Here is a 19,645-nt window from a genome sequence, read left to right as displayed (position 1 = left end):
GAGGCTGCCGCGCCTCAGGGACAATGGCGGCGATGACTGTCACCGCCCCCGGTGCTTCCGCCGGCCCCCTTCCCGAGCCGTCGGACTTCGGCCCCTTCGCTCATCTCACGGTGCCGAACACCCCGCTCTACCGCCACGTGATGCGGACGTTCCTGACGGCCAAGGAACGGTTCGCGGTCCACCTGCGGCCCGAGGACGTGCACACCGCGCTGCCGACGGATGTCCGTCCCACCGAGCCGGACGCCGTCGTCGGCGCGCTCGACAGGCTCGTCGGCTGGGGCAATCTGCGGGCGGATCCCGATACCGCCCGGGTGACCGCGGTCGAGGACTTCTACCGGAAGCGGTTCATCTACCAGCTCACGCGGGAGGGGGAGGCCGCCGAGGAGGCGCTGTCCGCCTATGACGAGGCGCTCGGGCGGCGCGGTGCCCTCCAGGCCGTGGCCCTGCACGACATCGTCACCCAGCTGCGCGCCCTTCTCGTCCTGGCTGCCGAGGAGCAGCCCGATCCGGCCAAAGCGCATCTGGCGCTCGACGCGCTGGCCAGCCGGTTCGCCGCGCTCGCCGACAACGCGCGGGCCTTCATGGGATCGCTCCAGCAGACCATCGACCTGCACGATGTCGAAGAGGCGGTCTTCCTCGCCTACAAGGACCGGCTCATCCAGTACCTGGAGCGGTTCATCCAGGACCTGATCACGCTGGGCGGACGGATCGCGCGGCTGATCCTGGAGCTGGAGGAGGACGGGAGGGTGGAGCCCCTGCTTCGCGCAGCCGCCGGGCGGGAGGCCGTCGACGCCTCGCCGGAGGAGGCCGCGAACGCGGAGCGGGAGATGTACGAGCGGTGGGCCGCCCGCTGGTCGGGGCTCGGCGCGTGGTTCCTCAGCAGGGACGGGCGCGAGTCGCAGGCCAGGCTCCTGCGCGGCCGGGCACTCGGCGCGATTCCCCAGCTCCTCGCCGTCGTACGAGCGCTGAGCGAGCGCCGGTCCGGCCGCTCCGACCGGTCGGCCGACTTCCGTACGCTGGCGCGCTGGTTCGCCGAGGCGCCCGACGACGATGCCCGGCACCGGCTGTGGCGGGCCGCCTTCGGCCTCTATCCGGCCCGGCATCTCACCGTCGACGCCGACACCCTCGCCGCCCGCGCGGCGCGGCCCGTCCCGGCCGCCACTCCGTGGGCCGAGGCCGAGCCCTTGCGTATCAGCCCGCAGCTGCGCCGCACCGGCAGCTACGAGCGGCGAGGCAAGCCCCGCAAGGTCGAGGACCGGGAGGAGCTGCGGCGCTCGCTCGCCGAGACCGCTGCCAAGCAGGCCGCCGAGACGGTCAGCGCCCGCGCCCGGCTCGTCACCCATGGCGTCACGCGCTTGTCCGGCCTCGGTGAGCTCGACCCGGACTCCTTCGGGCTGTTCCTCCAGTTGCTCGGGGACGCCCTGGCCACATGGCGGCCCGGTATGCGGCACACCACCGCCACCAGCAGCGACGGCTCCATGGGGATCAGACTCACCGCACTCGCCGACGGTATGACCGCCGAGGTCCGCACCCCTGGCGGTGTCTTCAGCGGCCCGGACCACCTCATCGAAATCCTCGACCTGACGGACGGAGACGGCTTGGCGGACGGAGACGGCTTGGCGGGCGGAGACCGTCCGACGGAGGGAGAACCCCGACGATGACCACACCACTCGCCGAGGTCCTGGACGGCCAGCACGCCGCCGAGCTGCGCAAGGCCGCCCGCGCCCTGCTCAAGCAGCCGCTTCTGCTCGCGCGCGGCCGGTACGCGGACGAGTTCCGCCTCGCCCGCCGGCACGCGTCGGAGCTACGGGAGTGGTTCGACCGCAACACCGGCTGGGCGCTCCAGGCAGACACGGAAGCCGTGCGGCTGCGCAAGAGTCCCGGTGTCCTGACCGACCCCACCCACCCCGCACGGGACACGACCCGCGGTGCTGCCCCCTTCACCCGACGCCGCTACGTCCTGCTCTGCCTCGCGCTCGCCGCCCTCGAACGCGGCGAGGCCCAGATCGCCCTGGGGCGCCTCGCCGACCAGATCGTCCTCGATGCCGCCGATCCCCGACTCGCCGCGACGGGGATCGAGTTCGCCCTGGAACGCCGAGACGAGCGCCTCGATCTCGCCGCCGTCGTACGGCTGCTGCTCGGCCTCGGCGTGCTGAGGCGGGTCGCGGGCGAGGAAGAGGCCTACGTCAGCGGGGCCGGCGATGTCCTGTACGACGTCGAACGCCGGGTCCTCGCCGGGCTTCTGGCATCCCGCCGCGGGCCCTCGACCGTCCACGCCGAAGCCTTCGACGACCGGCTCGCCGAACTCGTCGCCGAAGCGGCCATGGACAGCGACGAGCTGCGCTTCCGCGCGATGCGCCGCTCGCTCACCCGCAGGCTCCTCGACGATCCGGTGCTCTACTACGACGACCTGAGCGACGCCGAACTCGGCTACCTCACCCGGCAGCGCGGCTTTCTCACCGCCCGGATCACCGAGCTGACCGGACTGGTCGCCGAGGTGCGGGCCGAGGGGATCGCCATGGTCGACCCCGAAGACGACCTCACCGACCTCCGCATGCCCGAACAGGGCACCTACGGCCATGTCACCCTGCTGCTCGCCGAGCACCTGGCCGCCGCCGACGGCCCCGTCGGTCTCGACGAGCTCGCCCTTCGGATCCGTGAACTCGCCTCCCAGCACGGCGGATTCTGGTCGAAGTCCGCCCGGGAGCCAGGCATGGAGACCGAGCTCGTCGAACAGGCCGTCGCCCGGCTGGCCGCGCTCGGCCTGGTCTCCCGTACTCCCTACGCGGTCGTGGTGCGACCCGCCCTCGCCCGGTACGCGGTCGGCGAGACCGTCATCCGCGAACCCGGTTCCGCCCCCGTGCCTCCGCAGCGAAAGGCCACCTCGTGACCCGCCTCCCCACCCCGCGGCGTTCCCGCTGGCAACCCCTGCGCATCGGGCTCGTCGACCTGTTCCACTACGACGTGGAGGAGTTCCGCTTCCGGGACGGGCGCCTGCTGCTGCGCGGCAACAACGGCACCGGTAAGTCCAAGGTGCTCGCCCTGACCCTGCCGTTCCTGCTCGACGGCGACCTCAGTCCGCGTCGTGTCGAACCCGACGGCGACCCGGGCAAGCGGATGGAGTGGAACCTGCTCCTCGGGGGCGAGCACCCGCACACCGAACGACTCGGCTACACCTGGATCGAATTCGGCAGGCTGGACGACGCGACCGGCGAGCAGCACTTCCGCACCCTGCTGTGCGGGCTCAAGGCCGTCAGCGGGCGGGGCATCGCCCGACACTGGTACGCCGTCACCCGCCAGCGCGTCGACCACGGCTCCACCGAACGGACGGAGGAGGGCTTCCGGCTCCTCGACGCCACCGGCACGGCCCTGTCCAGGGACCGTCTCGCCGAGGCCGTCGCCGGGCACGGCATGGTGTACGACCAGGCCAAGGCGTACCGCAGGGCCGTCGACGAAGCGCTCTTCGGCCTCGGAGAGCAGCGCTACGCGGCCCTGGTCGACCTGCTCATCCAGCTGCGCCAGCCCCAGCTCTCCAAGCGGCCCAACGAAGCCGCTCTCTCCCGTGCCCTCACCGAGGCGCTGCCGCCCGTGGACCAGGCCGTCGTCGCCGACGTGGCCGAGGCGTTCCGCTCCCTGGACGAGGAGAAGGACGAGCTGGCCGCCGCGTCCGCCGCCGAGCGGGCCGCCTCCGCCTTCCTGGAGCACTACCGGCGGTACGCCCGGATCGCCACCCGGCGCCGCGCCCGGCTCCCTCGCACCGAGCACTCCCGCTACGAGCGCGTGCAGCGAGATCTGGCCGAGGACCAGGAGCGCCGAACCCGGGCCGAGGAGAAGCGAGCGGCGGCCGAAGAGGAGATCAGCTCCCTGGCCGAGACCGGTGAACGTCTGCGGGCCCAGGAGGCAGCGCTGCGCGAGGCGCCCGAGATGCGCGACGCCCGAGAGCTGGAGCACGCCGCCCAGGCCGTGACGCGAACCGGGCAGGCGGCGGACCGGGCGCGGGAGGACCAACAGCAGGCGGACGCCCTTCACACCAAGGCCCTCGGGCGGCTCGGCACCGCCGACAACCGGCTGCGGGCGGCGCGGGGCCGCGCTGAAGAGACCTGTGCCCACGTGCGGGAGCAGGCAGCCGCCGCGCACGTCGCCCTGCCGGCGGACGACCTGCTGCCCGAGCCCGCATCGCGGCGGGCCGTCGAGGAAGCCGCGGACCGCGCCCGGCGGGCGCTCGGCCACATCGAGGGCCGCCTCGAAGTGGCCGAACAGGCCGCCGCCGAGCACCGCCGGGGGTCGGGCCGTCTCGACGAGGCGGAGACCGACCACGCGCTGGCCGCCGAGACGCACGGCGAGGCGGAGGAGAACGCGGCACGGGCGGGCCGGGCCCTCCTGGACGACGTACGCGAACGCGCCCGCGCCTGGAAGGAGCTGTCCTACGCCGACCCGACGGGCCTCCTGGACGAACTCCAGGAGTGGACCCGCCACCTCGACGGCCCCTACCCGGCGCGGGTCTCGGCCACCCGGGCGCACACCGCCCGCTCGGTGGACCTCGCCGACCAGGCGGCCGAAGCCGCCCGCGCGACCACGGAGCTGGCAGAGCGCACCGCCGAGGCCCGTCGCGAACTCACCGCACTGGAAGCCGGCGCCGGACGCGAGCCCCGGCCCCCGGCGACGCGCACCCCCGGCCTGCGCGAAACGCTGCCGGGCGCGCCGCTCTGGCGCCTGGTCGACTTCCGTGACGAACTGCCCGAAGCCGGCCGTGCCGGGCTCGAAGCGGCGCTCGAAGCCTCCGGGCTGCTCGACGCCTGGGTGCTGCCCGACGGCTCCGCCCTCGCCGTGAACGGACACGATGTCCTCCTCTCCCCGGCGAACGGACCGGTGAGCGGCCCCTCACTGGCAGACGTTCTGGGCCCCGCCGCGGACCACGGCGACGGGCGGGCCGCTGCCCTGGACGAGACGTCGGTGCCCCGACTGCTCGCCTGCATCGGCCTCGACAGTGGGGGAGGAGCCACGACATGGGCGGCACCCGACGGACGCTTCCGGGTCGGTGCGCTCACCGGCATATGGGCCAAGCCCGCCGCCACGTACATCGGCGAGGGCGCACGCGAAGCAGCGCGCCGGGCCCGGGTCGCGGCGCTCGGCATCGAACTCGCCTCTCTGCGCGAGGAGTCGGAGACTCTCGCGGCTCGCTCCGCGGCGATCGCGGCACGACGGCGCACGCTCGACGCCGAGCTCGCGGACGTCCCCGACGAGTCGCCGCTCACCAGGGCACACGCGCTCGTCAGCGCCGCCGCCGAGACCGTGCGCAAGGCCCGTGCCCGGTACGAAGGGCGTGCCACCGAGGTCGTCGAGGCGGCTGAACTCGCCGAGCGGGCTGCCGCCGAGCTCACCGAGGCTGCCGCTGATCTGGGGCTGCCCGCCGAACGGGCCGGACTCACCGCCGTGCGTCACGCCCTCGGCTCCCTCGCCACCGCGCTGGCGGCTCTGTGGCCCGCGCTGCGCGAACAAGGGGAGGCCGCACGGCAGGTGGACGACGAGCGTGCCGAGGCGGCCGAGGCGGAGCAGCGGGTCGTCGGCCTCGCCCGGCGGGCGGAAGAGGCGGCGCGCGAGGCGGCGGCGGCCGACGAGCGGCACCGGACCCTGCGCTCCACCGTCGGCGCCGCCGTCGCCGAACTCCAACGGCGCCTCGCCGAGACCGCCGAGGCACAGCGGATCTGTGAGACCGACCGGAAGAACGCCGGGCAGCGTCACGCCCAGGCGGACCGGGAGGCGAGCCGGGCCGAAGGGCGGATCGAGCAGTTGGAGAAGGAGCTTGCCGAAGTCGTCGACGCACGTGCGGAGGCCATCGCCGCGCTCCAGCGCTTCACGGCCACCGGCCTGGTCGCTGTCGCGCTGCCGGAGGTCACCGTCCCCGCCTCGGACGACGGCCACTGGGCCGCGACCCCGGCCATCGCGTTCGCCCGGGCCATCGACTCCGGCCTGTCGTCCACCGACGACACGGACGCGGCCTGGGAACGCGTCCAGCGCCGACTCAGCGAGGAACTCAAGGCCCTTCAGGACACACTGTCCCGGCACGGACACAGCGCGTCCGCCCGCATGGTCGAGGACGGCATGGTCGTCGACATCGTCTACCAGGGCCGTGAGCGCGCCGTGCCCGAACTCGCCGAAGCACTCGCCACGGAGGTCGGCGAGCTCACCCGCATCCTGTCCGCGCACGAACGCGAGATCCTCGAAACCCACCTGATCACCGAGGTCGCCGGCACCCTCCAGGAACTCATCGGTGCCGCCGAACGACAGGTGCGGGACATGAACACCGAACTGGAGGACCGCCCCACCTCCACCGGGATGAGACTCCGGCTGGTGTGGCGGGCCTCGCGCAAGGCCCCGTCCGGACTGGACCAAGCCCGCGAGAGGCTGCGCCAGTCCGCGGACGCCTGGACGTCGGAGGATCGCGCGGCGGTGGGCGAGTTCCTCCAGGCCCAGATCGCCCGCCAGCAGTCCGACGACGGCCCGGGCAGCTGGCTCGAGCACCTCACCGCAGCGCTCGACTACCGCTCCTGGCACGAATTCGGCGTCGAACGCCACCAGCACGGGCGCTGGGTACCCGCCACCGGACCCGCCTCCGGCGGTGAACGCGTCCTCGCCGTGTCCGTACCGCTGTTCGCCGCCGCCTCCTCCCACTACGCCAGCGCGGGCAGCCCGCACGCGCCCCGCCTGGTCACCCTGGACGAGGCGTTCGCGGGCGTGGACGACGACTCCCGCGCCAAGTGCCTCGGCCTCCTGAGCGCCTTCGACCTCGATGTGGTCATGACCAGCGAACGGGAGTGGGCCTGCTACCCGCAGGTGCCCGGCATCGCCATCGCCCAGCTGTCCCGGATCGACGAGGTGGCGGCGGTCCTCGTCACCCGGTGGGAATGGGACGGCACGCGACGGCAGCGCCGCGAGGACCCCGTACGGGACGCCCTCCAGGACGCGCCCCGCGTTGAGGAGACCGAGTCGCTGTGGGGCTGACCCACGGGCCCGAGCCCGGCACCGAAGCAGTCGACAGCCCGCGGCTGGCCAGGCTGCTCGGCACGCCGGACCTCTCCTGGCTCGTCGAACGAGCACGCCGACGACTGGTGGCCGGGCAGCCAATGACTGGTTCCGTGTCCCTGGCCGATCCCACGCCGGCCCAGCGAGCAGCGGCCGAACGACTTCTCGCCCGGGCCCCCGGTGGCGGCAGGTCTCTGACCGTACGGCTGGAAGCGGTCGACGCTGTACTGCGCCGTTCGGGCGCCAGCCCGAACGGCCTCGCCGCCGCGGTCGTGGCGCTCACCGGGCCTGTCACATCGCTCGTTCAAGCCCGCCAAGAGGAGGAGGAAGCCTGGGGGAGGGCGCACACGCCGCTCGATGAGCTCGTCGCCACGGTCCCCGCGCTTGCGGAGTGGGCGGCCCGGATACGCGCCGACGGCCTGGCGCGGCGTCTGGGGCGCACACCAGACGTCACGTTCGGCCTGCTCACCGGTGTGTGCACCGCCCTGCACGCACTCCCCGCCGTCCCGGTCGTCTCGCTGCCCGCCTTCGCTGCCCGGGTCCTCGGCTGGGCCCACGCCCTTGACGACGGCACACCGCTGGCCACCCTCACTCTGTCCGGGGCCCGTGCGCTGACCGGTTTCCACGATGGTCAGGGCGCCGAATGGCGACGTGAGGCCTGGGCCTCGGTGGGGCTGTTGCGGGACGAGCTGTCCTCGACCGTCCTGACCCTGAACCTGCGCGGCACCCCGGCCCTGGACCGCCTGGCCGAAGACGGCGAACCCTGTGTGCTCACCCTTCGCCAGCTCACCCGCAGGCCTCCGGCCGTCGCCGATCCCGTGGTGCGGATCTGCGAGAACCCGACCGTCCTCGCGGCGGCGGCCGACATGCTCGGCCCTGCCTGCCCGCCCCTGGTCTGCCTCCAAGGCCAGCCTTCCGCCGCCGCCCTCACACTGCTCCGGGGATTGCGCGACCACGGAGCGACCCTGTACTACCACGGGGACTTCGACTGGGGAGGGCTTCGGATCGCCGGCGTCCTTCGCCGCCGCGTCCCCTGGCTGCCCTGGCGCTACACGGCCGCGGACTACCGCGCCGCCGTGCTCCGCTGTGTCCAACCTCCGTTGTCACCGCTCGTCAGCACCCCGACGGAGACCCCCTGGGAGCCCGCACTCGCTACGGCCGTCGCCGAACTCGGTGTTCGTGTCGAGGAGGAGAGGGAGCTGGAGCCGCTGTTGTCCGATCTCACGTGAGGATCGTGAACGTCCGTCTGGACAGGGGCAGTTGAGAGTGCACCGTTCCGGGTTCGGCGGAGACATCAGCAGGGACGGTGATGGGGTTCTCCCGGTGCAGCGCGAAGTCGTTGGCGTCCGAGACCGAGGAGTTCCTCCACCCGGGTGCGGGGTGTTGTCGGCCGGCGGGCCTGGCCCATGATGTTGGTCGGAAAGAGGGTGCGGGGCACGACACGCGTGTTCGACGCACGCTGGGCCCTTCTGAGGCACGGTTGGCGCACGTCCTGATGAGGCGTCAGGTGCTTGGGTTCTGCAGGTGACGTCGTGCTCGATATGGCCCGATCTGGGGCTCAGGGTCCGTAAAGGCCCCGCGACACGGGCTCCCGCCTACGTTCCTGGCTGTGTCAGCAGAGGGGGCGGTGTGGGCGTGAACTGGCCGTGGCGCTGGAATTTGCTTGTGACGCAGGGGCAGGATCTTCCCTGCCGCGCGAATGTCCCAGCGTGAACAGTGCATTTTTGATGGAGGTCTGCGTGCCGAGTGATATAGGTGAGTCGTGGCAGCGTGTTGTGTCCTGGCTGCGTGAGTATGCCCCGGTCAGTCACCGTGCTCTGGGGGATGCGGCGCGCGAGGAGGAGATCGCCGCTGTCGAGGAGAAGGCAGGTGTGCGGTTCCCGGAGGATCTGCGTGCCTATCTGAAGGTCAACAACGGGACCGTCACCCGGCTCGATGGGTCGAACGGCCTGGCGGGGTCCTGCCCGGAAGGCGAGTTCCTCGTCGGCGGATGGGCGCTGCTGCCTCTGTCGAGTATCGAGCGGCTGCATCATCAGATGATGCCTGGTCCGAGCGAGGACAAGGGCTATTGGAGGAAGGAGTGGATTCCCTTCGCCGCTGAGTCGTATGCGTGTGGTGAGATGTATGGCTTCTTCGTCGACGCGGAGACGGGTTCGGTGGGCCAGTGGAGTGACGGCGACGTAGAGACCATGGACCTCTTCCCGGATCTTTCGGAATTCTTCGCATCGGTCCTCGAGGATCTGGAGCGAATCCTTGGTCCGGAGGAAACCAGCCAGCGGATCCAGGATGGCTGCGTCACCCTCCAATGAGGCGCAGGGGGAAGGCCCCCGTAGATGTTCTTGGGTTCTGACGGCCCTCGCAACACCCGCGATCTGCGGGAGTTGCGAGGACCGTGGCCGTCGAACGTGATGATCGTGCGGGATCGAGGGAGTGCGACCCCGCCTCGCCCTGGCAACGCGGCTCGAACGAGAACACGAACGGACTCCTGCGCCAGTACTTCCCAAGGGGCACTGACCTGAGGGCCCAAAGTCCCGAAGGCCTGGAGCGCGTAGCCCGGCGACTCAACGGCCGCCCACGCAAGACGCTCGGCTGGGATGCCCCGACCGAGCGTCTACGTGAACTACTCACCACCTGAAACCAGGTGTTGTGAGGACCCCTTGAACCCAAGGCTCCCGTGAGGGCCCTCCCTGTGTGGGGTTCTGTCAGGGGGTGAACCCGTCGAGGTCGACCCAGTAGTCGTCGTCTTCCATCAGTCGCTGTTCACGGATGAATCCGCCGAAGGGCTGCATGGATTGGGTGTTCTGCCACCTCGACATGCTGGACCGGCCGCAGGGCTCGTTCCAGACCGGGTCCGGGTAGTCAGGCCGCAGGTGAAGGCTCATGGTGCCGTCGGAGTTGCGCTTGAGGTAAGTCTGCACACACTCGCTGCCATTGGTGCTGACCGGATTCGGGCCAGTCATGTTGCCGCCGCTCTGGAAAGAGTTGGCGAAGGAGAACTCGTCGCAGGTGATGGAGTCCGTCTTCGCGGTCCCCGAATCGGCGGTCCACAGGTCACTGAAGAGCCCAGTGCCCTGGTTGGGGTCTCCCGGAACGTCGTATTCGTTGAAGTTCGTGGAGCTTTTCGTGCAGAGCTTCTCCCGGTTGACGGTCTTCTGGAGGCGAGTACCGCCGGGTACCTTCTTGTTGCCGAGGTAGGTGAGCGGCTTGCCGCTGCTGCGCTGACCCCACTTGATGCTGGTCTTGCGCCACATCAAGTCGATGTGTGCCGCGGCCCCGGGGAACTTCTTGGAGTTCATGACATACGTCGGCTTGTAGCCGGAGAACACGCAGCCGGTACCCGCGTTGGAGACTTGGGAGTCGCAGCGGACGTCCAGCTTGGTGCTCTCGAATTCGGACGGGTTCACGATCGTGGTGGTGTTGATCTTACCGCCGAGAGACAGGTACGGGGTGATCGTGTTCTTGGTGCCGCTGGGCGTCCACTTGAACCGCGTGGTGACGGTCCGCAGGAGCGTGTCGCCCTTGGAGAAGGTCTTCGACCCGTTCCAGTCGACGCTGGTGACGTCGCAGTAACCGCGGCACTTGGTCTCGTAGTCGAAGGTGGCGGTTTTCGCCGTGCCGTCCATCATCTTGAGCCGGATCGTGGTGACCTGAGAGAACTCGGCACTCTTCGGGTCGAGGTAGTAGGTGATGTAGAGGTCGAAGGCCGCGTTTCCGATCGGGACGGTGTTCGAGTACTCCGTCATCCCGTAGTCGCTGTGGATACAGCCGGTGGTGCGCTTGCGGCTGAGGGAGTGGTTGACCGTCGAGCAGGACGCGGTGCTCGTAGCGGCCATCGTCATCGGCGCCGCCGTGGCGGTTGTTGCCGAGGAGCTGCCGGCAGCGGAGAGGAGGCCGTCGGTGATGTCCTCGTCCGGCTCGACCGGCGCCGGCTCCGGAGCGGTCGGGTCGGCCGTCATGCTGCCGGTGAGCGCCATGCCGGTGAAGGTTCCCGGCACGAAGGCGATGGCGTCGAAGGCGATGTCGGCGTCTCCGGAGCCGCCGTTGAAGTTGTCCAGACGCACTTCGGGGATCTGGTCGCCGAAGGTGTAGGCGCCCAGGCTCACCCACTTGTTGGACTGATTCGACTTCTGGGAGACCGCGGCGGCCCGTTCCCCCGTCGGGGTCTGGATCCGGTAGACGGCGTTGGAGGTCTGCGCCCCGTGGTCGGGGATGTGCGCGTAGACCTTCGCCTGACGCGTCGTGTTGGTCAGCGGAGCGTTCAGCTTCCAGGTGCCGGTGACCTTCAGACGATTCGCGTTGGCCGGGTAGGACTCCGGCGAGCGGGTGTGCGTGAACCAGAAGTGGTTGCCGTAGCCCGCGCCGATCTGGTGCGTGTCGATCTTCCCCGGATACGTGGTGACAGTGGTCGGGTTGTCCGTTCCGTCATCGGTGAGATCCATCTGGGTGTCCCACGGTGCGTAGTCGAGGCTGAACGTGCCGCTCGACTTCACCGACCCGCAGCCGCGGCTGGTGCCGACCCCGGCGGGGGTGGTGCCGTCGGGCACGTCGTCGACCACCAAGGTGTCAGCGGGCAGAGACCCGATGGAGCAGTTCGGCGGGTAGGAGCCGGCGTCGGCCTGCTCGCCGTAGGACGTGGGGAAGCGGTGCACGCCGTTTCCGCACTCGGCGAGGCGTTCACAGTCCTTCCACTGTTCCTTGGTGATCTCCTCGTGCCACCAGCAGTGCAGCCAGTGCGGGTTGGTGTCGCTGTCACCCGCGTCGAGCGTGCAGGCGCCCATGCCCTGGTCGTTGGAGTCGTTGTCGCCGATCTTGGACGGATCGCAGTAGTTCGACCCGCTGCAGAACAGGTCAACAGGCGGCTTGGCGTTGGTCCGGTCCTCATCGGTGGTCCACCAGGCGGGGCGGTAGCCGGCCTGGAAGTCACCGGGCGCGAACATCGCCGAGATCGGACGGGCCGCCCAGCCGATCACCTTCTCCTCGTACGGCCAGTCCTGCGGGTGCGCGGCGTGGCTGTAGTCGTCCCCCGCCGGGTTGGACGCGCTCTGCAGGAACGGAACGCGGTTGGCCTTCCACAGCGGGTTGGCCGGGTTGTTCGTCCAGCCGACGCCCGAGTGCCCCTGGGAGTCAGCCGTGTCGTAGAAGCCGGAGTTGTAGGCCCACAGGGCGAAGAACCAGTTCTCGATCCACTTGGGGTGGCCGCCGTTGATCTTCATCCCGGCGTTGTAGGTCTGGTTCCACTTCTCGGACAGGATCCGCACACCGGCGGCGATGTTCGCCGTGTAGTCGAGGGCGACGGCTTCCTGCGCGAGAGTGGACAGCGCGGTCTCGCCCGGCTTGGTCCTGCCCGCCAGGCGCATACCGTCGGTGGCCTGGGTGATGCCGTAACCGCAGTCGGCGTCCGCCCAGTTGATCCGCCAGGGGTCGAGCTGCTCGCCCGAGGCGGCGTAGTCGACACCGTAGTAGTTGCCGATCAGGGAGTTGGCGGTGACACCGGGCACGGCGTAGCGGGTGGCCTGCCACATGTTGGACTCCTGCGCGGTGATGCCGAGCATCACCTGCGCGGGGATGTGCCACTTGTCGGTGACGTCCGGGTCCTCATTGTCGAGGGTCCCGTTGGGGTCACCAGCGAGCACAGTCGGCGGGAACAGGCCCTGGGGCTGGTAGCCGCCGGTACCGGTGTTCTTCCAGTCCGGCGACCGGTAGAAGTCAAGCTCGCCGACGACGGCCTGGTCCACGGCCCATTCGACCTGGCGCGGAGTGGGCTGGAACGCCTGCTTCTTCACGTCGTTGCGGGCCACCGCGCAGTAGCGTTCCCCGGTGCCCTCGCTCGGGTTGTCGGCCTGCGCGGTGAGGGCCTGGGTGCGGACGCTCTGCGTGGACAGGCCGTCTGTGCTCTTCTTGCCCGTGTCCGGGCCGGAGTCGACCGGGCCGCCGGTGGGCAGAGCGGGGGACACGGCGCGCCCCTGTGCCCCGTCGCCCACGCGGTGCGCGCCGGGGCGCAGGTCGAGGGTTACGGACCTGCCCGAGCCCAGCATGCGCAGGGCCGTACGGGCGGTGCGCGGCTTGGCGGCGTCCTCCGGGTTGACCAGGGTGGTCTTCCCGTCGGACCAGGTGGTGGTCAGGGCCGCCTGGGCGTGGCTGGAGATCGCCGCGCCCTTGGGGAGCTTGCCGGGGTTGTGCACCCGCTTGGGCAGGGACCTGGACGTGGCGTCACCGGTGACGAACACCTCGCCGCGTGCCGAGCGGGTCAGGTCCCAGGCGTGCAGTCCGCCGGAGGCGACGGTGACGGGCTCGGTCTTCTTGCCCTGCCTCACCTTCGCACGGTCCAGGTGCTTGGCCCAGGCGGCCGGTTTGTCGGACGCCTTCTTGTCCAACTCGCGGTCGATGAAGGTGATACCGCCGTCGGCGTCGGCGGTGATCTGGAACGGCACCGTGGTGGTGGACGCCAGGGTCTTCTCGGCCGTGCCGTTGATCCGTACCAGCTTGTTGCCGTGGGCGGCGACGACGCCCGCGTCGGTGGGGATCGCCGAGGTGATCTGGCCGGCGAGCGTGACCGGCGTCGACTCCGTGCCGGTGGCCGCGTCGACGGTGATCAGACGGGTCTGCTGCTTGTCGTCACCGTCATGGGTGAGCTGGGTGAACACCGCCTGATCGCCCTGGCCGCAGCCGGGCGAGAAGTAGGCGAGCGACGACTGGAACGGCAGCTTGGTGACCTTGCCCGAGGTCAGGTCGACCACCGCGGTGAAGGCGCCGCGCACCATCAGCTCGGGCTTGTTGGTGAACATCCGCGGCGCGTACGAGACGGCCGCGTACGTGCCGGACTCGGTGACGCAGTGGTTGCCGATCCAGGTGTCCGAGGCAAAGCCCTCCTCGAACAGGCTGGCCACCGTGCTGAGTTGGTAGCCGTCCTTCTCCTTGCCCGCAAGGAGGTGGAAGCCGGTGCCGTCACCGGTCGTGGTGACCGCGGTGTCCGCGGATCTCTCGTAGCCCTTGCCGAGCAGGCCGGCGCGGTCCTTCTCGGGGATCGCGGAGGGCTCCAGGGAGAGCTTCTGCTGCTGCTGGGTGGTGTCGCTCCACCCCTGCGCCGCGCCCTTGGGCGGCTTCGGTTCCCCGGCCTGCGCGGGCAGGCTCAGCGGTATCGCCAGCGCGATGGTCACCGCAAGGGTGATCGGCACGCGCAGACGGGTACGTATCGGTCTCAACTGTGTTCCCTCTCTGCTTACTTGACTGCCTTCGCGGCCGCAAGGACCTCGCCCATGCGCTTCTTGACGGCGGCAAGCTGGTCCTTGTTCTCCTCGATCAGCCGCTTCTGGACGGCCGACTCCTCCTCGAACCAGACCTCGATCAGACGGGTCTGCTCCTTGCAGTCGATGTCGTCCAGCGCGAGCTCGATCGCGTTCTTGGTGGTGCCGTCGCCGTCGGCGTAGCCCTGCTCCATCGCCCGGAAGGGATCGGCGGCCTTGCGGCCCTTGTCCTTCATGCAGGCCGACCAGCTCTTGAGGGCCTTCTCGACCGGCTTCAGCGGCCGGGACTCGGAGAGGCTTGTCGAGGCGAGCACGGAGACAAAGCCCGCATCTTCCTCGTTCACATCGAGCCGCCGATTCGCCCAGCCGGCGCAGCCGCCCTCGTGCAGCTTCTTTCCGTTGTGCTCGGCGCGCGCGGGCTCCGGGACCCTGCCGAAATTGCCGTAGCTGTTCTTGGCGCCCTTGGCGCCCTTGGCGCCCTTGGGCGGGGCGGACTCGGGCTTCTTCCGCCCGGTCAGGACCTCCACCTCGATGCCTGAAAGCCCTTCCTCGACGGATTCGAGGCTTCGGGTCAGCTCCTCCGGCAGCCCGTACCCGTACTGTTGTGCCTGTGCGCGGTCGCTGAGGCCGTAACGCCGCTCGATCGAGACGGCGTTGCTGTGGGGCGGCGGGTTCGCGCCGGGGCGCGGCAGGTCGATGGTGAGCCCGTACTCGGACATGCACCGCGTCTGCAGGGTGCGCAGCGCGGTGTCGACGGCGACCTGATCCGCGTAGGAGGGCAGGTAGGACTCGAGCGGCAGCTCCAGGCCCTTGACCAGTCCGGCAGTGGGCACCTCCGCAGGCCAGTCGGCCCGGTCGATCGGGGCCTTGGCCTTGGCCTTGGCCGAGTCGGAGGCCGATTCCGACGAGGAGCAGGCACCGAGCGAGAGTGTCGCGAGCATGACAGTGATGGCGGCGGTCGTTCGCCTGAGTTCGTGCATGGGTTTTCCTTCCCTACGTGACGCGAGGTGGCCCACGTGCGTGGCGCGTGCCGGCCGCACTTCTCAGTAGTGCTGCACGCGATCGATGGACACCTTCGGATCGTCCGGCGGATCCTTCGCATGGGACGCCGCCGTGCGGTGTTCCCCCTTCTACTTCTTGTCGACCACGTGACTGAACTCGTCGACGTAGATCTTCGGAACCTCCGGAGGGGGACCCATGTCCTTCGAACCGATCACCGAGCCCTGCCGCCCGGTCTCTCCCGGAGGGACATCCTGGAGCCAGAAGCGGTTGTACGCGGTCCAGCCCTCACCGTCGGCGATGCTGATCTGCACCGAGTACGTCGCATCGCGCTCGTAGGTATTGGCTACCGCGATCTCGGTTCGTACCCCGTTGCCTTCCGGCGTGGCACGCACGACCAGGTCTCCGTACTCCAGGACGCGCGTCCGGCCCTCGGAGTGCACCGAAGCCACAGGCGACGGCCGCACCTCCGGACTGCTCTCCTCCGCGCTCGGAGTCACCGGCCGCTGCGACTCGGAGGCCCTGTCAGCGGCTTCGCCCGTACACCCGGCAGCCAGCACACACACCGCCATCAGGGACAGCGCGCGGACCCTGAACGGTCCGGGCGCGACGCCGTCGGTCTTCACTGGGAGGAGGCCGCCATCTGCTGACGCGCGGCAGCGATCTCGATGCCGCGCTGCTTCTTGATCCCGGCCAGCCGGCTCTTGTTGTCGGCGATCTGCTTGTCCTGGATCGCAGATTCCACATCGGACCAGACCTTCACCAGATCCGTCTGCTCCTTGCAGTCGATGTCGTCGACCGCCAGAGCGATGGACTCCTGCGACGGTTCCCCGTCGTCGGCGACACCCTGGTCCATCGCCTTGTACGGATCCGCAAGGCCCGCGTGTCCCTTGCCGTCCATGCACGAAGACCACGCGGCGATGACCTTGATGACTGCGTCATCCTTCATCGACTGCATCAGGCTGTCGCCGGAGAGCTGTGCCACGATGATCGGGTCGGCTTCCTTCACACCGAGTTGATCCTTGGACCAGCCGATACAGCCGCCCGCCTTCAACTTCTTCCCGTTGTGCTCGGCTCGAGCCGGCTTGGTTCCCTGGCCCGGGCCGGCGAACGGCTCTCCGGCCTCAACGCCCCTGGGCGCCTGAAGCGGTTCGGGCTTGGTGTGGCCGGTCAGGACCTCGACCTCGACACCGGACAGATCGCGCAGGGGCTGCTCGGTGTGCTCCTGCAGTGCCGGGGCGAGCTGGTAGCCGTACTTCTCGGCATCGGCCCGGTCGGTGATGCCGTAACGGCGCTCGATGTTGGCATCGTTGTCGCTGGGAGGCGGGTTGGCGCCCGCTCGTGGCAGCGTCAGGTCGATTCCGTAGTCCTTCATGCAGGACTGCTGGAGATCGTTGGCGGCCTGCTCGACGGCCACCTGGTCCTCGTAGGAGGCCATGTACGTCTCCAGGGGAAGGGTCAGATCCTTGGTCAGGCCCCTGGTGGGGGTCTTCTCGGGCCAGTTCTCCTTGTTCACGATCGTTCTGCCGTCCGCCACGTTCTGCGTGGCGTCCGGGGCCGTGTCGGAGGAGCAGGCGCTGACCAGGAACATCGACGCGGTCAGGGCTACTGCGGTGGCTATCCGCTTGGTGTGCTTCACGGAGGTTCCTTCTTACGCGAAGTGGGAGGAGGCGTTGTTGTTGTGCAGAGCGGAGATCAGGTCGGTGAGATTGCAGTCTCCGTAGGGCCCGTTCTTCGCGAAGTACTGCGATGCGCCGCCGTAGCCGGAGTTGTAGTACACGCGGTAGTTGTCATCTCGGGCGCAGTTCTGCACGGACCCCGCATTGTTCTTCATGTACGCGCCGTTGCCGTTGCCACCGTTGCCGAAGACGTACCGATAGGTCGTCAGTGACGATCCCTGGTACTGGCTCGTACCCGAGTGGTCGGACACGTTGCTGTAGAAAGTCGTGAACGCCGACTTGATGTAGCCGTCCTGGACGGCGAATTGCTTCGTGTTATAGAAGAGCCACAGATCACCGTACGAGCATGTAATCCACGGCACGTCACAGTTGTCGGTGACCTTGAACTCCGCCGCATGCGCCGGCCCGGCGGTCGCCATCACAGCCGCTACGGCTGCCAAGGACGTGGCGAAGGCGGCTGCCTTCTTCTTGAAGCGGATGCCCGTCATCGAATCTCCATCCTAAGATCATTTGTGCGAGAAGGATCTTCACACCGTGGGGGGTGCTCTGGCCAGGGATGTTGCGTGATCGAGACATGTCAGGCTCACTCGTTCCGGGTCCGGACGAGACGCTGAGTTGTGGCTGTGACCAGCGGGTTCGGCTGGTCCTGGAGGTAGTGACACTCTTTCGGCCTGACGGGGGGTCGGGTAGGCGTCCTCGACGGCGGGCGTGAAGAATTCGCCTGGTGGACGGGTTCACGACCAAGATCGCCAGTCCGTCAGGAGCTCCCTGGTGTCATCGCTGTACGGCGATGACACTCCGACTCCGAGGGCAGCGTGTGTGACATGGGGCTTCCGGTGTCCGCGATCGAACGGCCCGGGCCAACCTGTTCGTGTGACCAACCGCGCCCGGTCCCCGAACTTCTCGCGCAGCGTCTTCCCGCCCCGATGCGGGGTCGACGCGTCCCGCCGGTTCTGCAGGAGCAGCACGTTGCGCAGGCCCTCGGGGGCGATCTTCACCGGCGGTTCGGCGGCGGCGTAGGGTCAGAAGGCACATGGTGTGATGTTGGCGGTGGCAGCGCCGAACAACGGATAGCGTTCGCGGTCCTCGGTGACGCCCCGCCGGTAGGTGTTGCCGTCCTCGGGCCACTCGACGTCGTTGCAGGTGACGGAGAGGAACACGGTCAGGGCGTTGTCGGTCGGTGACAATGCCCCGTCCGCCGGTTCCCTGGGAACGGGTGACAGGCCGCGGACCGCCAGGAGGGCCAGGCTCTGGCCGACACTGCTTTGCCGTTTCATGTCAAAGTCTCCGCATGCCGGTTCGGGGTCGCGACCATCCCACTCCGTGCCCTCGGGGCAGGGTCAACAAGGGCCGGCGTGGAACCGGCCGTGGTTGACCGTGCCCCTGGGGCACGGTTCTGAATGGGCGTCGGAAACGATGCCGGAGAAAGGGATTCTGGTGGCGTGGAGTACGCGTCAGCTGGCGGAACTTGCGAGCACGACGACCAAGAGGATGTCTCACGTGGCGGTTCGTTGATGCGGCATTGAGCGCCGAAGCGCGGTAGTTGCCACCAAGGCCGACAGATTGTCACCCGGGGACGTCTGCTGGCACTTGCGGTGGTTCGGGCCGCGGCCCGCCGGCACAGCCAAGGACTTCTGTCGCTGAAGAGTTCAGGAAGATCGTGAACACCGACGACCTGTCCACGGAATCAATCAAACCAGTACGAAGAAGCTCTTCCCCGTACTGTCGGAGGATTTCGACGGTGTCGGCAAGGCCCTCGATCGTGTGGCCACGGCGGGCAGCTGAGCGGATGCGGCGTCCGAATACCCCCGCGTGGCGGTTGGCGGGAACCAGACCGTCAAAGACGACGAAGGTCCCCCCGGCGATCAAGGTTTCACGCGCAGGTCCACATGCCTGGGTCTGTTCGCGAAGCATGGCGATGAGCTCCTCGCGAGGAATGCTACGCACCGGTACCCGTTCAACCCAGGCGTCGCCCATGTGTGGCAACCGCAACGCCTCTCTGGTGACAGACCGGTTGATTCGAACTGCTCTTCGCGCAGGCTATCTGGTGCCTGCGGTGACAACGACTGAGCCTCCACACGGGCATGTAGCTGATTCGTGAGGGTTGATCTGTCGCGTCGAGGCGATCTGGACTGGTCGTCCGCGATCGTCGACGCCGCGTCGGTACGAGCTAAAAGGGGGCTCGCTGACCGGACGAATCCCGTCGATCGTGGCAAGAAAGGCAGCAAACTGCATGTGCTGTCCGAGGCCCAGGGCCTGCCGCTGGCCGTCGCGGTGTCGGGGCGAACATGCACGACGCCCAGGCGTTCAAGCCGCTCATCCTGGGCATACCCGCCGTCCGATCCCGGCGCGGACCCCGGCGGCGGCCGGGGAAGGTCCGTGCGGACAAGGCATGTTACTCCGCCGAGCACCTGCGCCGGCTCCGCAGCCGGAACCTCATCCCACGATCGCCCGCCCCGGCATCGAGTCCGGCGAGCGGCTCGGACGGCACCGCTGGAAGATCGAGCGGTCGATGTCCTGGCTCTTCGGATACCGCCGCCTCACCGTCCGGTACGAGCGAAAAGGCAGCCACTTCCTCGCCTTCCTCGGCCTCGCAGCAGCCCTCACCTGCTACAAGAGGCTCGCGAAACGCCGGTGATTGGCCCCTGGACCGTCGCCCACGCGCCACCGCCCTCAGTCCTCATCCCCCGCTGTCGTCTC

Annotated in this window: 14 protein-coding genes and 1 pseudogene; 7 read left to right on the top strand and 8 right to left on the bottom strand. The window is 69.2% G+C overall.

What is annotated here, in order from left to right; genetic code table 11:
* Positions 1-32: 32 nt before the first annotated feature.
* The 6 genes and pseudogenes from ACIRJR_RS01060 to ACIRJR_RS01035 form a co-directional block, all read left to right on the top strand.
* A complete protein-coding gene (locus ACIRJR_RS01060) occupies positions 33-1,661 on the top strand; it encodes a TIGR02677 family protein (RefSeq protein WP_403771888.1) in 1,629 nt (542 codons plus the stop codon).
* Positions 1,658-2,890, top strand: coding sequence for a TIGR02678 family protein (locus ACIRJR_RS01055; protein WP_403771885.1), 1,233 nt, complete (start codon positions 1,658-1,660; stop codon positions 2,888-2,890). Before ACIRJR_RS01060 ends, ACIRJR_RS01055 begins: the two co-directional genes overlap by 4 nt.
* Positions 2,887-7,002 carry a TIGR02680 family protein gene (locus ACIRJR_RS01050; protein ID WP_403771882.1) on the top strand — a complete coding sequence of 1,372 codons (4,116 nt, stop codon included), beginning with the start codon at positions 2,887-2,889 and terminating at the stop codon, positions 7,000-7,002. The genes ACIRJR_RS01055 and ACIRJR_RS01050 overlap by 4 nt, the downstream gene beginning before the upstream one ends.
* Complete coding sequence (locus tag ACIRJR_RS01045) at positions 6,993-8,252, top strand: TIGR02679 family protein (RefSeq protein ID WP_403771879.1); 1,260 nt, start codon at positions 6,993-6,995, stop codon at positions 8,250-8,252. Before ACIRJR_RS01050 ends, ACIRJR_RS01045 begins: the two co-directional genes overlap by 10 nt.
* Positions 8,253-8,732: 480 nt before the next feature.
* Positions 8,733-9,332: an SMI1/KNR4 family protein gene (locus tag ACIRJR_RS01040; RefSeq protein WP_403771876.1), complete on the top strand. Its 600-nt coding sequence runs from the start codon at positions 8,733-8,735 to the stop codon at positions 9,330-9,332.
* Between the two features lie 122 nt (positions 9,333-9,454).
* Positions 9,455-9,658 (top strand): annotated as a pseudogene (locus tag ACIRJR_RS01035) (transposase); the annotation flags it as partial.
* 67 nt (positions 9,659-9,725) lie between these two features.
* Here ACIRJR_RS01035 and ACIRJR_RS01030 read toward each other — a convergent pair.
* From ACIRJR_RS01030 to ACIRJR_RS00995, 8 genes are all read right to left on the bottom strand, one after another.
* Positions 9,726-14,198, bottom strand: coding sequence for a hypothetical protein (locus ACIRJR_RS01030; protein WP_403771873.1), 4,473 nt, complete (start codon positions 14,196-14,198; stop codon positions 9,726-9,728).
* A 44-nt stretch (positions 14,199-14,242) separates the two neighbouring features.
* Entirely contained in the window at positions 14,243-15,247 is a 1,005-nt protein-coding gene (locus tag ACIRJR_RS01025; protein ID WP_403771870.1) for a hypothetical protein, read from the bottom strand.
* Between the two features lie 150 nt (positions 15,248-15,397).
* Positions 15,398-15,718 (bottom strand): hypothetical protein, encoded by a 321-nt coding sequence (locus ACIRJR_RS01020; protein ID WP_403771867.1) that lies wholly within the window; start codon positions 15,716-15,718, stop codon positions 15,398-15,400.
* A 170-nt stretch (positions 15,719-15,888) separates the two neighbouring features.
* Entirely contained in the window at positions 15,889-16,905 is a 1,017-nt protein-coding gene (locus tag ACIRJR_RS01015; protein ID WP_403771864.1) for a hypothetical protein, read from the bottom strand.
* A 12-nt stretch (positions 16,906-16,917) separates the two neighbouring features.
* The gene (locus ACIRJR_RS01010) at positions 16,918-17,433 is read right to left on the bottom strand and encodes a hypothetical protein (RefSeq protein ID WP_403771861.1); all 516 of its coding nucleotides are present in this window, start codon (positions 17,431-17,433) and stop codon (positions 16,918-16,920) included.
* A gap of 246 nt (positions 17,434-17,679) precedes the next feature.
* Positions 17,680-17,913, bottom strand: coding sequence for an alpha/beta hydrolase (locus tag ACIRJR_RS01005; protein ID WP_403773730.1), 234 nt, complete (start codon positions 17,911-17,913; stop codon positions 17,680-17,682).
* Positions 17,914-17,967: 54 nt separating this feature from the next.
* Positions 17,968-18,222, bottom strand: a complete 255-nt coding sequence (locus tag ACIRJR_RS01000; RefSeq protein WP_403771858.1) for a hypothetical protein — start codon at positions 18,220-18,222, stop codon at positions 17,968-17,970.
* Between the two features lie 289 nt (positions 18,223-18,511).
* Entirely contained in the window at positions 18,512-18,859 is a 348-nt protein-coding gene (locus tag ACIRJR_RS00995) for a hypothetical protein (RefSeq protein WP_403771855.1), read from the bottom strand.
* Positions 18,860-19,337: 478 nt separating this feature from the next.
* Between ACIRJR_RS00995 and ACIRJR_RS00990 the strand changes: the two genes are divergently transcribed.
* Positions 19,338-19,583 (top strand): transposase, encoded by a 246-nt coding sequence (locus ACIRJR_RS00990; RefSeq protein ID WP_403771852.1) that lies wholly within the window; start codon positions 19,338-19,340, stop codon positions 19,581-19,583.
* Positions 19,584-19,645: the final 62 nt, after the last annotated feature.

Source organism: Streptomyces sp. NPDC102402, assembly GCF_044765765.1.
In the GTDB taxonomy this organism is placed as follows: domain Bacteria; phylum Actinomycetota; class Actinomycetes; order Streptomycetales; family Streptomycetaceae; genus Streptomyces.
The sequence above is the reverse complement of the archived record's forward strand: the minus strand, read 5'-3'. Positions and strand labels throughout refer to the sequence as shown.